The following is a 15,331-nucleotide window of genomic DNA, read 5'->3' as shown; positions in this document are numbered from 1 at the left end:
CCGGGACGGGGAGCATGCCTCAGCAGTACTCGACCGACGCCGCCCCGCCGGGCGAGAACGACACCGAACCCTCCTGGTTCACCAGCCAGCAGCCGCCGTCCCGGCTGACCCTGACCCCGGTCGACTGGCCCTGGCCGAGGCGCCCGGACCCGCGCGCCCACAGCCCGTCGGACGCGCCGGTGACGCGCCAGCTCACCGGGCCGCCCACCGCCGTGAGGGTGATCGTGCAGGCGTCGTCCCGGTCCATGTCGCAGCCGTTGATCTGCAGCGTGCCCGGATGCTGCGGGCGCGGCGGGCGCGGCGGGTCGTCGTGGTCGCTCCTCGGCGGCTGGGTGGTCGGCCGCCTGGTCGTCGGCGTCCTGGACGGCGACGGGCTCTTGGACGGGCTCTTGGACGCCGACGGCGACGCGCTCGGCGAGTCGCTGACCGGTGGCGGCCCCTGCGTGCCGCTGCCGGACGGGTCGCCCGCCGCGGTCGGGCTCTCCGGGGCGACGACGGCGCTGCTCTCGTCGCCGGAGCCGCCGATGACGGTCATCCCCACCGCCGCGAGCGCGATGGCCGCGGCCGCGCCGCCCACCGCGACCAGCAGCCCGCCCTTGCGCTTCTTGGGCGCCGCGCGCTCCCGGCTGCGCGGCGAGCCCGACTCGTACGGCTCGGGCCAGCCGCGCATGGTGAACGGCTCGGCGTACGCGGCGATCGCGTGCCGGTTGTCGGCCCGGTCGGCGGCGGTGGCGGCGGTGAGGACGTCCAGCCGCAGGTCGCCGGGGATCGCCGCGATCGGCAGCACGGCCAGCAGCCGGTCGGCCGGCAGCGGCGGCGTGTCGCGGGAGCCGCAGATCGCGCAGCTCGCCACGTGCCGGGTCAGGGAGCGGGCCGCCTGCGTGGTCAGCGGCCAGGACTCGGTCAGCGCGGGGACGCTGGGGCAGTCCTCCCAGTGGTTCTGGGCGATCAGCGCCGCGTTCAGCGCGTTGGCGAGGTCCTCTTCGGTCTCGTCCAGCAGCCGGGCGGCCTCCTCCGGCGGGATGCCGAACAGCCCGGCCAGGTCGACCGCGTCCAGCTCGTGCCGGGCGGCCAGGTCGATCGCCTCGCGCTGGCGGCCGCTGAGCGCGGCCAGGGCGCTGAACGCCAGCGCGCGGCGCTCCTCGCGGCGAGCGTGCTGCTCCTCGTCAAGCTCGTCGTCGCCGGCCTCGGGCGCCTCCTGCCCGGTGTGCCGGTTCGGGCTCTCCCGCCGGCGCATGCACTCCTTGCGGGCCAGCGCGTACAGCCAGCCGCGCAGCCGTTCCGGCTCGCCGAGCCTGTCGACGTGCTCGCGCGCCATGATGAGGGTGTTGCGCAGCGCCCCCGCCGCCTCCACCCGGTCGCGCAGCAGGCCGTGGCAGTAGTCGAAGAGGAACGGCGCGTAGGTGTCGTACACCTCGGTGAGCGCGATGACGTCGCCTGCACGCAACGCATCCGCCAGCCGAGGATCGTCGAACTGACCGGGACCTGGCCCAGCGGACACGTGGAACCTCCCTGGAGTCGTGATCTGGCTGCCCCCATGGAGCGTCCGACGCACGTTGGAGCGCTCCGGTTGCCAGATCTTGCCACCAAAGGACGGTCATCGCTGAGGGTTGCGGGATTCGTGTGATCGGTGAGGTACAGGACGTGACCGTATAACGGCACGTCATAACGGGTTTTGGTGGTCGAAAACTTAAGAAGGGGATGAATGTCACATTGACGGTGTAGAACCGGGTCAGTCGCCTGATTCGTCGGCCCCGGGACAGGTCCAGGAGACCCGTCCGGCGCCGCTCGGAGCGAAGCTGACGGTGCGGCTGCCGGTGTCGCCCGGCGGGCACGCGCTCGGCCGCGCCACCGTCACGCTGCCCGCGGCCCCGCGCCCGAGCCGCCCGGCCCGCGGCGCGACGCCGAGCCCGCCGCTGCCCGTGACGGCCCAGGTCACGCTCCCGCCCACGGCCTGGATCGGCAGGGAACAGGAGGACGCGCCTTCGGCGATGGTGCAGCTGCCGACCGACAGGGTGCCCCGTACGGGTCGCCTGGTCGTCTTCGTCGGGGTGGGCGTCCGGGTCGCGCGCGTCCGCGTCGGCGTCGGGGTGGGCGTGGGAGTCGCGGTGGTGCGCGTGGGAGTGGGCGTCGGCGACTCGCTCGGATCCGCCGGGTCGCTCGGGTCCGCGGACGGGTCCGGCGCGGCGCTGGTGGCCGGCGGGCCCTGGGCGCCCGTCCGCTCGCCGTCGCCGGGCACGATGAGGAACGCGCCCAGCGCGAGCAGCACCACGGCCGCCGCGGCGGCGACGGCCGGCCACAGGCGGGGCGAGCCCGACCGGCGCCCGCGGCCGCCGCCGGAGCCCGCGCCAGCGCCCGCGTCCTGGCGGTCCACCGGGACCGGCCAGCCCCAGGTGTCGAACGGCTCGGCGGCCCGCGCGATCGCGACCAGCTCATCGGCGTAGGCCGGGTCGGAGACGGTGGCGAGGATGTGGCCGCGCAGGTCGGCGGGCATCAGCGCGACCGGCAGCGCCTGGAGGAGCCCGGCGGTGGAGACCGTGCGGTGGCGGCGCTCGGTGCAGGCCGCGCAGGTCTCGATGTGGTGCAGCAGCCGGCGGGCGGCCGCGGGCGGCAGCGGCGCGTCGCCGTCGGGTGCGAGCTGGGCCACGTGCGGGCAGCCGGCGCGCCCGGTCCTGGCGATGATGACGGCCGCGAGCGCGCCGTCCAGCCGCCGCCGGGACTCGCCGGCCAGCTCGGTCGCCGCCTGCGCGTCGATCCCGAGCACCCCGGCGATCTCGCCGGCGTCCAGGCCGTGCCGCAGGAGCAGGTCGAGGGTCTCGCGCTCGCGGCCGCGCAGCCCCGCCAGGGCGTTGTGGACCAGCTGCCGCGTCTCCAGCCGCCGCTCCCGCTCCTCGGCGCCGGCGAAGATGTCCTCGACCTCCGGCGCCTCGTAGCGCTCGGCCGGGCGGTCCGGGTCGCGCAGCCGGCGCATGCACTCGTTGCGGACGAGGGCGTACAGCCACGAGCGGAAGCGGTCCTGCTCGCGCAGCCGGCCCGCGTGCAGGTACGCGGCGAGCATGGAGTCGTGCAGCGCCCCGGCGGCCTGCTCCTGGTCGCGGAGCAGCGCGTGGCAGTAGTCGTACAGCCGGGCCGCGTAGCGGTCGAGGAGCTGGATGAGCGCCTCGGTGTCGTCGCCGGCGGTCAGCGACCTGGCCAGGCGCTCGTCGTCGGCGCGATCGGGACTGGGCCAACCGGAACTGGACCGACCGGACACATGGTCCTCCTGCGGGCTGGGAACGTCGGCCGTCCACCGGCCGAGGGAGCGAGAATCCGGGAGGGTGCCGCGGGTTCCTCGTCGTGCGGTGCCCCTGATCGGGGACTGCCCCGGAACGGATCCCCGGGGATGGGATCGGAGGCCCGACGGCCCCGCTCCCCGTCGGGCCTCCACAAGAAAGACGATCGGCCCCCGCGTCCGGTTGACACGGATGGGACAAGAATTCTCGGAGTTTTCCGGGCCGCCGGTGCGAGCTGTGAACGCGCAGGTCAGAGGGGTGCCGGCGGCCCGGATCGGGCTAGTTGCTGATGCGCCGCGACAGCATCTGCAGGAAGATCTTGGAGATCTCCTGCGGGGTCTGCGCGACCGCGGTGCCGCCGCCGGTGGCCTTGCCGATCTGCTCCAGCTCGTTGCGGTCGACGCCGGGGCCGAATCCGATCATGTTGACCTGGATCGGCTTGTTCGGGTCCTGCATCCGCTTCAGCCGGGCCAGCGTCTGCTTCAGCGTCGGCCCGTTCGTGTCGTCGTTCTTGCCGTCGGTGAGCAGCAGGATCGAGTTGACGAACTCCGGCTTGTAGGTGTCGCTCATCTTCTTGTACGCGGCCAGCGTGACGTCGTACAGGCCGGTGTCGCCGTCCATCTTCGGCTGCATCCGCTGCAACTGGGACAGCACCAGGTTGCGGCGGGTGATGGAGCCGATCCGCTCGCCGAGCGGGCCGATCGACACCGACTCCTTGTAGTCGATGTCGCCCTGCATCTTCGTGGAGAACAGCCACTGGCCGAGCTCGGTGTCGTCCGACATCATGCTCAGCCCGCCCTGCGACACCTGGGCGATCGCCTGGAGCCGGTTGGTGTTCGGGCCGACCCGCTCGGCCATGGACCCGGACACGTCGATCAGCGTCAGGATGCGCAGGCCCAGCGACAGCTTCGCCCACGACTGCATGACCTGCTCGACCTGGGTCGCCTTCGGCGCGGGCAGCTGCCGCGGCCGCGACGCGCTCACCCCGAGCTTCTCGTTGAACCCGTCCGGGGCCCTGCCGTCGGGCGAGCGGAAGCCCTGGGCGCGCACGTCGTTGCGCGTCGCCTCGGTGCCCATCGCCCGCTCGAACAGCCGGGCGGCCTTCTTCTTGGCGGCGTCGCCGGCGGTGATGTTCACCGGGTAGTCCATCGAGAGCGTGCCCTCGACCGGGTACAGCGCCACCGCCGGCTCGGCCGGGCCCCGCTTGTTGTACGACCAGAGCGCCTGCTCCGACGACAGCGAGATCGGCTGCTTGCCGGTACGGCCCTTGCGGAACAGGTCGAACTGCGCCTCGACCGTCGGCGTCGTGCTCTCCCGCACGGTACGGACGATCCCGGTGAAGATCGACTCGCGGTTGGGGTCGTTGGTCAGCAGCGTGCTGGTGACCATCAGCGCGCCCATCCCCGCGCCGTTGCGGACCGGGTCCGGGGTCATCAGCCGGACCGTGCCCGGCGAGATCATCTGGTTCTTGGTGACGCCGCCGCCCGCGGTGCCGCCGGCCGCCTTCAGCAGGTTGTCCCAGGACGGCGTGGCGGTGACGCCCTGCCGCTTGAGCTGGACGGCCAGCGTCTGCGGCAGGCCCACGACGATCGGGCTGCTGGCCACCGAGGTCTTGGTCGCCTGGATCGCCTGGCCGCCCTTGTCGGAACTGGTGACCATGGACGTCCACAGCGAGGTGTCCGGGATCCACACGTCCGGCCGCTGGTTGCCGCCCGTCGCCACGCCCTGCCCGGACAGCAGCGTCGCCACCGACGCGGGCTCGGACTTGGTGATGTTGGCCTTCACGCACTTGCCGTCCGACTCCTGCTTGGAGTCGTTGAAGCGGGTCGCGGCCTTGACGATGGCCGGGTGGATGTCGGGGGCCGTCGCCACGTTCAGCGTGATCGCGTCGTCGCCGCCGCAGCCGCCGCCCGTACCGGCGAACGCGTACACGCCGACGCCCAGCAGCACCGCCAGGCCCACGGCGCCGGCCATCGGGCCGATGAGCGCGGTCGCGCTGCGCTTCTTCTTGCGGCGCGAGCCGTACCCGCCGCTGCCGTAGTCGCCCGGGCCGTAGTCGCCGGAGCCGCCGCCACCGTACGGGCCGGACCCGCCGGAGCCGCCGCCGTAACCGCCGGAGCCGCCGGAGCCGCCCGCCCCGTACGAGCCGGAGCCGCCGCGGTACGGGCCGACGGGGCCGCCGTCGGAGCTGCGGATCGAGTCGTACTCGCCGTACCCGGAACCGGGGCTGGAGGCGGCGCCGTACCGGCCGGGGCCGGCCGCGCCGGGCGACTCGCCGGGCGTGGGCGCGCCGAGGGGGCCGGAGCCGGGGCCGTAACCGCCCGCACCGGCGGCAGCCCCGCCCGCGGCCGCGCCGCCGGCGGGCCGGCCGAGGCCGTAGCCGCCCGCGTCGGACGCGCCGGTGAACCCGCCCGCGCCGTACGCGGGCTCTTCGGGCGCCGGGGAGGGCGCGGACGGCGACTGCGGCCGCGGCACGAGCCATTCGGGCGCGCCGGCGCCGGGCTGGGGTGCGGGCCCCTGGCCCTGCCGCGGCCCGAACCAGTCGGAGGAACCGTCGTTCGCGGGGCCGAAGACGGGGGTGCCGGCCCCGCCCCCCGAAGGGTCGTTCCCACCGTCACCCGGCGAGCCCTCCGGGATGTCATTGCGATGACGACCGCTCACGACTGCCCTCGATTCACCAGAAACCCACGATGTTCCCCGGCACTGTAGTAGTACGAACGAGAGGTTACAAAGGACTCATTTCGGTTAATGCTGCAGGTCATGCGCTTGCAGCGGTAGGATCCGGCGGCTGTGGCGTGCTTCGTCGCCGTCCGTGCTCGTAGCGTCACGCGTCGGTGCGGCAACTCGCCACCCCCATCGATCGTCTGTAGGGCAGGGGACACCGGGGCCTGCGAGGGGATGCCGTGAGCGACGAGGACGCGCCGCCGGCCGGGGCCGGAGCCGGTGCCGAGAACAGGCCCGAGGATACGACCGGCCAGGTCGTGCCCGAGCCGAACCGGCCGGCCGCCGAGGCGCGGGCGACCGGCCGCGGCCGCTCCGCACTGGCGTGGGCCGGCGTCGCGGGCTGGGGCGCGTGGGCCGCGCTGCGGCTGGCCGGCGGCGACCGGATCCCGGGGATCGGCGCGCTCGGCGCGCCGCTGCTCGCGCTGACCCCGTACGTGGCCGCCGCCGCGCCCGTACCGCTCGCCGCCGCGCTGCTGCTGCGCCGCCCCCTGGCCGCCGCCGCGGCCGCTGTGATCATGGTGTCACTGCTGGTCACGGTGGTGCCGCGGGAGATCGGCGACGGCCAGCCCGCGGCCCGCGGACCGGCGGTACGGGTGCTCACCGCCAACGTCTTCTTCAGTGAGGCCGGCGCGGCCGAACTCGTCGGCCTCGTCCGCCGCACCCGTCCCGACGTGCTCAGCCTCCAGGAACTCACCACCGAAGGCGCCCGGAGGTACGAGCGCGCCGGGCTGACGGACCTGCTGCCCCACAAGTTCCTGGACACGCGCAGCGGCGCGGCCGGATCTGGCCTTTACTCCCGCCTCCCCCTGCGCGGCCTCCCCCCGCTCGCCGGAATGCGGATGGCCACCCCGCAGGCCGAGTTCACGCTCCCGGGCGGCCGCCGCGTGGAAGTGACGGCCGTCCACCCCACGCCGCCGATCGCGTCCCCCGCGTACGACGCCTGGCGGCACGACATCGCCGCGCTGCCGTCCGCCCGCGCCGCCGCGCCGCGCCCCGCCGGCCGGCGGACCGCGGCGGCCACGCCGCGGCCCGCGGACGGCGCGCCCGTCCGGATCCTGGCGGGCGACTTCAACGCCACCCTCGACCACGCCACCCTCCGGGCGCTGATCGGCCGCGGCTACGCCGACGCCGCCGACCGCACCGGGAACGGCCTGGCCCCGACCTGGGGCCCCGGCGGCGCCGGCCCGCCCCTCACCATCGACCACGTGCTGTTCGACCGGCGCGGCGCCGCCACCGCGTACGCCGTCCACGACCTCGCCGGTTCCGACCACCGGGCGGTGTTCGCCGCGATCCGGCTGCCCTGACACGCGGGTCCGCCCTGGTCACGGCAGAATCGGGGGATGGCCCGAATCGTTCCCGTCGCCGATCCCGGCGATCCGCGCCTCGCCGACTACGTCCGGCTGCGCGAGGTCAACCTGCGCAAGAGCCTGGAGGCCGAGCACGGGCTGTTCATCGCCGAGGGCGAGAAGGTCATCCGCCGCGCCGCCGGCACCGGCTACCCGGCCCGCTCGTTCCTGATGGCCCGGCGCTGGGTCGAACCGCTGTCCGACCTCCTGGACACCGTCGACGCTCCCGTGTACGTCGCCGACGACGCCGTCGTGGAGGCCGTCGCCGGATTCCAGGTCCACCGCGGCGCGCTCGCGTCCATGCGGCGGCTGCCCGTACCGTCCGTACGGGACACCGTCGCCGGCGCGCGCCGCATCCTCGTCCTCGAGGACCTCGTCGACCACGCCAACGTCGGGTCGATCTTCCGCTGCGCCGCCGCGCTCGGCATCGACGCCGTCGTCCTCTCCCCGCGCTGCGCCGACCCCCTCTACCGGAGGGCCATCAAGGTCTCCATGGGCGCCGTCTTCGCCATCCCGTACGCCCGGATGGCCGACTGGCGCGCCGGACTCGGCGAACTGCGCGACGAGGGCGGCTTCACGCTGCTGGCCCTGACACCCGACCAGTCCGCCGTACCGCTGGACAAGGCGACCCTCGGCGACCGCGTCGCGCTGCTCCTCGGCGCCGAGGGCGATGGCCTGTCCTCCCGCTGGCTGAACGAGGCCGACGAACGCGTCTGCATCCCGATGAGCGGCCGCGCCATGGCCAACGGCGTCGACTCCCTGAACGTCGTCGCCGCCGCGGCCATCGCCTGCCACGGACTGATGCGCGGCTGACCTCGCCCGCCTACTTGCCGATCACTTGCTGAACAGGCCCTTGCGCGGGCGGCGGTGCTCGCCCTTGGGACGGCCCGTCCGCGTGGCCGCGCCGGCCCGCCCGCGCCCCCGTACCGCCGGGGCCGGCCGCCGGCCGAGCCGCAGCTGCGTGAGCAGCAGCGAGAACGCCACCAGCAGCGCCGCCAGCCACGCGATCTGCGTGCTGGCCATCCGCTCGAACGTCAGATCCTGCGCCACCGGAGCCTTGTTGTTCTGCAACCGGCTCTCGGGAGTCGGCACCGACTGCGGCGCCACCGAAGGCGTCGCGATCGGCGGCAGCGCCACCTGCGGACTCTGCGCCGCGGCCGGCGGATTGAACGACCCGTTCGGCGAAGGCGGCGTGTAAGAACTACCCGACGACCCGGACGACCCGGACGAACCACTGCCGGACGACCCGCTGCCCGAGGACCCGGAGCCCGACCCGGACTTCTTGTCGTCGTCCTTCTTGTCCGGCGACTTCGTCTTCGTCGGCGTGGGCTTGGGCTTGGTCGGCGTCGGACTCGGAGTCGGCTCCGTCTTCAGCGGCGTGTAGGTCACCGAGCTGGTGGCGACCTTCTGCTCCGGGAGCTCGGAGACGATCGTGAACTTCACCGTCACCGTGGCCTTCGCCTTGATCGTGTCGGACACCTTCACGGTCGTGACGGGCACCGCCGCGGTCTCGTCCTTGACGAGCTCCTCATCGAGCGAGCAGCCTTCCAGGCAACTGCCGGAGTACTGGACGTCGGCGCCCGCGGGATCGACGGTGACCTGGATGTCCTTCACCTTCACGGCCGCGACGGCGCCGTTGAGGGCCTGGACGCTCGCCGCGATCTCGACGCGGGTACCGGCCTTGACCGTCTTGGCGGCCGGGACGGTCAGCTCCAGGGCAGGTTTGATCTCCCCCTCGACGGGGTCGGCCTGGACCTGGGCCGCTCCGGCGGCGAGGATCGCCGCCGTGCTGAGACCGATGAAGATCGGTTTGCCTGCCGATCGGGAGAGCACAGCCCCAGCACCTCCGTCGCGCCGTTCGCGTCATCGTTGAGCGCCGGGGCACGTGTACCCCGGGATCGTCGCAGAAATCATGCGAACACGGATCCGTGGGGCAAAGCAACCCCATCGCCAGGATCCTACGTGATCACATGAACCGTTCCTGTAGATCTTCGATCTCGGTTCGCGGCGCCCACGTCTGCCAGACGCCCTGGTCGATGCGGTCGAGGCCGAGGCGTTCGGCGACGGGGGCGCGGCCGCCGGTGTACTCGACGCGCAGCCAGCCTTCGTGCTCGCCCACGATGGCGAACGGCTCGCCGCGCCAGGAGCACGTCGTACGGATGTAGCGGAGGCTCTCCACCTCGGAGGCGGGGACGACGCGCCGGAAGCGGCCCGGGCGCAGTTCCTCGAAGCCGTCGGTCGGCTCCGGCGTGTACAGCCGGATCTCGCCGTCCGCTCCGGGGGACGCCTCGAAATCGCGGCCGAGCCAGCGCGCCACGTAGCCGTCCCGGATCACTTCGCCACCTCCTGGCCGTCCCAGTCGTCCTGCCGCCCGCCACCGGTCTCGGGGCGCAGCCAGGCGAGCCGGTCCGGGTCGTACATCGCCACGAAGCGCTCGGTGCCGTCGAGGGCGAGGTAGTACATCTCGGCGCCGAACGGCAGCCGGACGCTGTCGACCTTGTACTCCCGGATCGAGCCGGCGCTGCCCGGCGCGAACCCGCTCCCGTGGAACGGCGCGCGCTCGATCACCCAGCCGGACTCGCCCCAGGCCGCCAGCTCCTCCTCGGTCTGGCCGCCGAACGGCACGCGGTAGAGGCTCGGGCAGTACGCGGGCCAGCGGATCACGTGCACGCCCTCGTCGCCGGGCTGGAACGGCGCGTCCTCGTACAGCAGGCCGAGCGTCTCGTACAGCTGCATCGGCGTCTGGAGCTCGGCGACGTCGGACGTCGGGTGGACGAAGCCGCCGACGCGGTCGTAGCCCTGCTCCAGGTACCAGGCGACGTGGTGGTGCGGGACCACCTTCTGCATGATCGTGGGCTGGGCGACCCGGTCGCCGTCGGGCTCCGGCAGCGGCGCGACCGGTTCGGGGCGGTCGGGCGGGCGCATGTGCCGGAGCGGCTCGGCGGACTCGGGCCGCGTCTCCGGCTCGGCCTCCGGTTCCAGGTGCGGTTCCGCGACGAGGCCCGGCGCGGGCCGGTCGTCCTGCGGCGGGACCGGCGGGAGGTCGGTGACCGTCGCGTCCGCTGCGGGAGCGGGCGCGGGACGCTGGGACGGCGGCGGCGTCGGCACCTCGGGCCGCGGCTGCACCAGCCCGACCCGGACGGCCCACTCGCTGAGCGCCAGCACCTGGTCGCCGCGCAGCGAGGCGCCGATGCGGGTGCCGGGGTTGAGCAGCATCGCCCAGTCGGCGTGCGGCCAGGAGCCGATGAGCTCGCGGAAGTCCGCGTACACGAACCGCGACTCCGGCAGCACCTCGCGCAGCCGGACGAGCGAGGTGAAGACCTGCACGGCGTGCTCGCCGCGCAGCGCCGCCTCCCAGCGGAACTCGCGCTGGACCGGGGTGACCTCCAGCGGCGCGTCCTCCGGGATGGGCACCAGGACGTTGGCCGCGAGCAGCACGCGCAGGAACGCGTCGGAGTCGCCGGCGAGCGCCGCCTCGTACAGCTCCTGGTCGATGCGGTTACCGGGCTCGAACTCGGCGTCGGCGGGACGTTCCGGCGCGGGCTCCGGCCGTTCCGGGACGGGCCCGGCGACCGGTGCGGAGGCCGGTTCGGGGGCCGGGGCGGCGGGCTCGTCGGCGCGGATCGGCTCCGTGGGCGTCGGCGGTGCGGGCGCGGGTGGCGCGGGTGGCGCGGCGGGTGCCGGTGGCGCGGGGGCCTCGGCGGTACGGGCTGCGGCGGCGAGCGACCGGACCTGCTCGCCCGGCATCGTCGCGTCGATCGGCGTGCCGGGGTTGAGGACCAGCGTCCACTCGGCGTCCGGCCAGGCGGCCGCGATCTCCTGGAGGCTGGGCATGACGAACCGCGACGACCCGATCGCCTCGTTCATCCACTTCAGCGACGTGAACAGCTGGATCGCGACGGTGCCCTGCACGGGGACCGGCCGCCACGGGAACTCGGGGTCGTCGGGGGCGATGCCCCACGGCGTCTCCTGCTCGGCCGGGACGAGGACCTGCGAGCCCAGCAGGATCTGGGCGAACCCGTCGGTGTCGCGGCGCAGCGCCGCCTCGAACAGGCGCTGCTCGACGTCGTTCTGCGGCTCGAAGCCGTCCGACATCCGGCGGGCGGCGCGCTGGTCGGCCCAGGTGGCCAGGCCGGGCAGCTGCTCGGCCAGGATCGTGCCGCCCGCGGGCGAACCGGAGTTGATCGCCAGCGCCCGGCCGTCGCCCGGCCAGTAGCGCAGCACCACGGTGAACGGCAGCTTGATGAAGTCGGTCCCGGCGCCGGTGGTGGCCGCGGCCTCGACCAGGCGTTCCGGCGAGGTGAACACCGGGATCACCGTCGTGCCGTCCACCTCCCGGGTCTGCCACGGGAAGCCGGGCCGGCCGGGACGCAGCGTGTAGTCCATCTCCTCCGGCACCGGCAGCAGCACCTCGGCGTCGGCCAGCGACTGGAGGAATAGGTCGTGGTCGTTGTTGGCGGCGGCGCGCAGCAGGGCGCGCTCGACGTCGTTCGCCGGCTGGAACTCGGGCCGGCGCTCCTCCTTGCGAGGCAGCTCCTTGTGCTGGCCGTGGAGCTCCTCCCACTGCGCCGGCTCGTCCGGCGGGGCCGGGTTGTCCAGGCGCGTGACGTCGGCCTTGGGCGGCGTCGAGGTGTCGGCGCCGAGCGCGGCGGCGACCCCGCCCTCGGGCGGCCGCGACCCGCCGTCGGCCGGCGGGCGCGGCGCGACCGGCACGTCGGTGTCCGGCTGAGCCTGCGACGCCGCGTGCCTGCCGGGCCGGTCGTCGTGCGGCGCGGACGGCAGCGGCATGCCGCGCGTGGCGTCCGGCGGCGGCCCGTCCGGGACGCCCGGCACGGCGGGCAGGTCGCTCGCGGTCACCGAGGGATCGCCCGCCCCGGCGCCGGCGGCGTTCGGCGGCGCTTCCGGGAACGGCTGCGGCGCCCCCGGCACGGCACCCCGCTCGTCCGAGGGCACCTGCGGCCCACCCGGCCCGTGGTCGGGAACGTTGGGCGGCGCGTCCTGGAGAGGCTGCGGCTGCGCGGCGCCTGGGCCGTTGTCGGGGAGGTTCGCGGGCGCGTCCTGGACGGGCCGCGGGCCCGTGGCCCCCGGACCTTGGAAGTCAGCGGGTGGCTGCGGGCCGCCCGGGCCGTTGTCGGGGAGGGGCGAAGGCCCGTCCTGCACAGGCTGCGGGCCTGCGGACGGCGGGCCTTGGAAGTCTCCGGGTGCCTGCGGGGCGCCCAGCCCGTGGTCGGGGACGTTGGGCGGCGCGTCTTGGAGGGGCTGCGGCTGCGGGGCCCCCAGCCCGTGGTCGGGGATGCCGGGGGGCACGTCCTGGACGGGCGGCGGGCCCCCGAAATCCGCGGGCGGCTGGTGGGGGAGTCGCGGGTCGCCTGGTGCGGCGGGTTCCGGGACGCCGGGGGTCTCGTGCTCGTGCCGCGGCGCGCCGGGCAGGGCACCCGTCGCGTCCGACGGCGGGTACGGCGCACCGCCCGGGGACGCGTCCTGGTACGGGTGCGCGCCGCCGGGGGCGGGCGCCTCGTGCGGGTGCTGGGGCGGACCCGCGGGCGGCGGGCCCGCGGCGTTCGGCGGCTGCTGCGGCGGGCCGCCGGGCAGCGGGCCGGTGGCGTTCGGCGCCGGCTCCGGTGCGCCGGCCGGGAGCGCGCCCGTCGCGTTCGGCGACGGCGGCGGCTGAGACGGGCCGGCCGGCAGCGGGCCCGCGGCGTTCGGCGACGGCCGCGAAGAGTCGGCGGGCAGCGGGCCGATCGCGTTCGGCGGCGGCTGCGGCGGGTCGGCGGGGAGCGGGCCGGTCGCGTTCGATGACGGCTGGGGTGCGGCGGCGGGGAACGGGCCCGTGGAGTTCGCGGACGGCTGCTGCGGAGCGCCGCCGTACGCCGGGGCCTGGGCCTGCGGGTACGCGGATACGGGCGGCTGCACGCCGTGGTCCGGCGCGTCCGGGGTACGGCGGCCGGCCATCGGGGGACGGGCGTCGCCGTCCGCGACCTGCCTGATGAACCACGCCGGCAGCCGCGCCTCGATCGGCAGCACGGCGCCGCCGGTGCCGGGCATGGGCACGTCGACGGCCAGCCACCACCGGGCGTCCGGCCAGGTCTCGGCCAGGTCGGTGAACCTGAGCCGCAGGTAGTGCCGGTACGCCGGGCCGAGGCAGTCGCGCATCGCGGCCGCCGAGGTGTAGGCCAGCACGTGCGTGCGGCCGTCCTCCTCCTGGACCGGCCAGCTCGGCCGCGCCTGGTCGGCGAGGACCTCGTCGGCCTGGGCGGGCGGTACGGGGATCACCAGCTCGCTGCCGGCGAGGAGGCGGAAGTACGCCTCCTGGTCCCCGCTCCGAACCGCCTCCTGCAGCCGGCGCTCGAGTTCCGACGTGGGTCGCCACGCGTCGGCCACGGTCGCCACCCCCTGTTTCATCCCGTGCCGCCTTCATCCCGGGTCCGCCGGTGAACCCGGCGGAGCCCATCCTGCCCGTCCCGGGCCCGGTGACCGGGCTCTTGACTTGCAAGTTACGGACCCGGCCTACGCTACATGGGCGAACAGGGCCAAAGTGCCCCCACCGGCGGCCCGTCCACGAGGGGACCGTGACCGCGGCCGCTACCCTGCCCGCCGCTCGCCCGCCGCTCCGGCCAGCCGCCGGAGCGCGTCCAGCAGCCGGTCGACGTGCTCGTCCTCCGTCCCGATACCGAAGCTCGCGCGCACCGCCGACTCCGCCTCCCGCCCGGCGCCGCCGAGCAGGTGCCGGACGAAGGGGTGGGCGCAGAACCTGCCGTCCCGGACGCCGATGCCGTAGGTCCCCGACAGGGTAAGCGCAGCGTCCCGCGCGTTCCAGCCGTCCACGACGAACGACAGGATTCCCACTCGCGGGACACCCTCGCCCCAGAGGGTGAGTTCGCGCACTCCCGGGATGGCGGCGACGCCTTCGCGCAGCTTGGCGAGCAGGCGCTCCTCGTGCCGGACGAGCGCGTCCCAGCCGGTTCCGGCCAAGGTCTCGCAGGCGGCGGCGACGGCCAGCGCGCCGAGCACGTTCGGGGTTCCGGCCTCGTGCCGCTGCTGCGCGTCGGCGGACCAGCGGGTCGCGGCGCCGCGCCCGGTGACCGCCGCGCTCGCGCCGCCGCCCTTGAGGTACGGGCCGGCCGCGCGCAGCCAGTCGGACCGGCCGGCGAGCACGCCCGCGCCGAACGGCGCGTACAGCTTGTGCCCGGAGAACGCGACGTAGTCCAGGCCCAGTGCGTCCATGTCCAGCGGCCGGTGCGGGACGAGCTGCGCCGCGTCGACGGCGATGCGGGCGCCGTGCGCGCGGGCGGTGGCGGCCAGCTCCGCGATCGGCCAGATCTCGCCGGTGACGTTGGACGCGGCGGTGACGACGAGCAGCCGCGGCCCGGCCGGCGCCTCGCGCAGCGCGCGGTCCGCGGCGGCGACGGCCTCCTGCGGGCTCGCGGGGGCGGGCAGCCGCACGGCGCGCTTCCACGGCAGCAGGGACGCGTGGTGCTCGGTCTCGAAGACGACGGCGGTGGTCCCGGGCGGCGCGGCGTGCGCGAGGAGGTTCATCGCGTCGGTGGTGTTGCGCGTGAACACGACCGCGTCGCGCTTCCACGCGCCGAGGAAACCGCGCACGGTCTCGCGCGCGTTCTCGTACGCCTCGGTGGTGACCTGCGATGCGTACCCCGCGCCGCGGTGCACGCTGCTGTAGTACGGCAGCGCGCGCGTGACGGCTTCCTGCACCGACTCCAGACAGGGCGCGCTCGCGGCGTAGTCGAAGTTCGCGTACGGGACGCTGCCGCCGCCGTCGAGCGGGACGGCGGCGCCCGCGCCGATCACGCGCGGGAGATCGCGCGGGGCGGTAGCGTCGGCGTTCCGCCGCGGCCGTACGGGCGCGGCGGTCGATGCGGAGCCGGGCGCGGGAACGGCCGCGTGCGTGGTCGCGGGACGGGTGGTGGTGAGCGATGCGGTACCGGCGGGAGACATGCGTGGCCCTCCTCGGGGATCCAGGGATCCCGTGCG

The 15,331-nt window shown here is 75.1% G+C and carries 9 protein-coding genes; 2 read left to right on the top strand and 7 right to left on the bottom strand.

What is annotated here, in order from left to right:
• Window positions 1-19: 19 nt before the first annotated feature.
• The 3 genes from ACA361_RS13530 to ACA361_RS13520 all read right to left on the bottom strand — a co-directional run bounded on the left by ACA361_RS13530 (window position 20) and on the right by ACA361_RS13520 (window position 5,933).
• On the bottom strand, window positions 20-1,447 hold the full coding sequence (locus tag ACA361_RS13530; RefSeq protein ID WP_375012265.1) for an RNA polymerase sigma factor: 1,428 nt from the start codon (window positions 1,445-1,447) through the stop codon (window positions 20-22).
• Between the two features lie 285 nt (window positions 1,448-1,732).
• Complete coding sequence (locus tag ACA361_RS13525; RefSeq protein WP_375012264.1) at window positions 1,733-3,253, bottom strand: RNA polymerase sigma factor; 1,521 nt, start codon at window positions 3,251-3,253, stop codon at window positions 1,733-1,735.
• Window positions 3,254-3,551: 298 nt separating this feature from the next.
• Window positions 3,552-5,933: a substrate-binding domain-containing protein gene (locus ACA361_RS13520; protein WP_375012263.1), complete on the bottom strand. Its 2,382-nt coding sequence runs from the start codon at window positions 5,931-5,933 to the stop codon at window positions 3,552-3,554.
• A 242-nt stretch (window positions 5,934-6,175) separates the two neighbouring features.
• On the opposite strand from ACA361_RS13520, the gene ACA361_RS13515 reads away from it, so the two are divergent.
• Both ACA361_RS13515 and ACA361_RS13510 read left to right on the top strand, forming a co-directional pair.
• Window positions 6,176-7,300, top strand: coding sequence for an endonuclease/exonuclease/phosphatase family protein (locus tag ACA361_RS13515; RefSeq protein WP_375012262.1), 1,125 nt, complete (start codon window positions 6,176-6,178; stop codon window positions 7,298-7,300).
• A 36-nt stretch (window positions 7,301-7,336) separates the two neighbouring features.
• Entirely contained in the window at window positions 7,337-8,155 is an 819-nt protein-coding gene (locus ACA361_RS13510) for a TrmH family RNA methyltransferase (protein WP_375012261.1), read from the top strand.
• 21 nt (window positions 8,156-8,176) lie between these two features.
• Here the strand turns inward: ACA361_RS13510 and ACA361_RS13505 are convergent, their stop codons facing one another.
• The 4 genes from ACA361_RS13505 to ACA361_RS13490 all read right to left on the bottom strand — a co-directional run bounded on the left by ACA361_RS13505 (window position 8,177) and on the right by ACA361_RS13490 (window position 15,295).
• Window positions 8,177-9,175: a hypothetical protein gene (locus tag ACA361_RS13505; RefSeq protein WP_375012260.1), complete on the bottom strand. Its 999-nt coding sequence runs from the start codon at window positions 9,173-9,175 to the stop codon at window positions 8,177-8,179.
• Between the two features lie 133 nt (window positions 9,176-9,308).
• Window positions 9,309-9,677: a hypothetical protein gene (locus ACA361_RS13500; protein WP_375012259.1), complete on the bottom strand. Its 369-nt coding sequence runs from the start codon at window positions 9,675-9,677 to the stop codon at window positions 9,309-9,311.
• On the bottom strand, window positions 9,674-13,744 hold the full coding sequence (locus tag ACA361_RS13495) for an SseB family protein (protein ID WP_375012258.1): 4,071 nt from the start codon (window positions 13,742-13,744) through the stop codon (window positions 9,674-9,676). The genes ACA361_RS13500 and ACA361_RS13495 overlap by 4 nt, the downstream gene beginning before the upstream one ends.
• Window positions 13,745-13,924: 180 nt before the next feature.
• Window positions 13,925-15,295: an aminotransferase class V-fold PLP-dependent enzyme gene (locus ACA361_RS13490; protein ID WP_375012257.1), complete on the bottom strand. Its 1,371-nt coding sequence runs from the start codon at window positions 15,293-15,295 to the stop codon at window positions 13,925-13,927.
• Window positions 15,296-15,331: the final 36 nt, after the last annotated feature.

The organism is Actinomadura sp. 21ATH (assembly GCF_041951345.1).
In the GTDB taxonomy this organism is placed as follows: domain Bacteria; phylum Actinomycetota; class Actinomycetes; order Streptosporangiales; family Streptosporangiaceae; genus Spirillospora.
The sequence above is the reverse complement of the archived record's forward strand: the minus strand, read 5'-3'. Positions and strand labels throughout refer to the sequence as shown.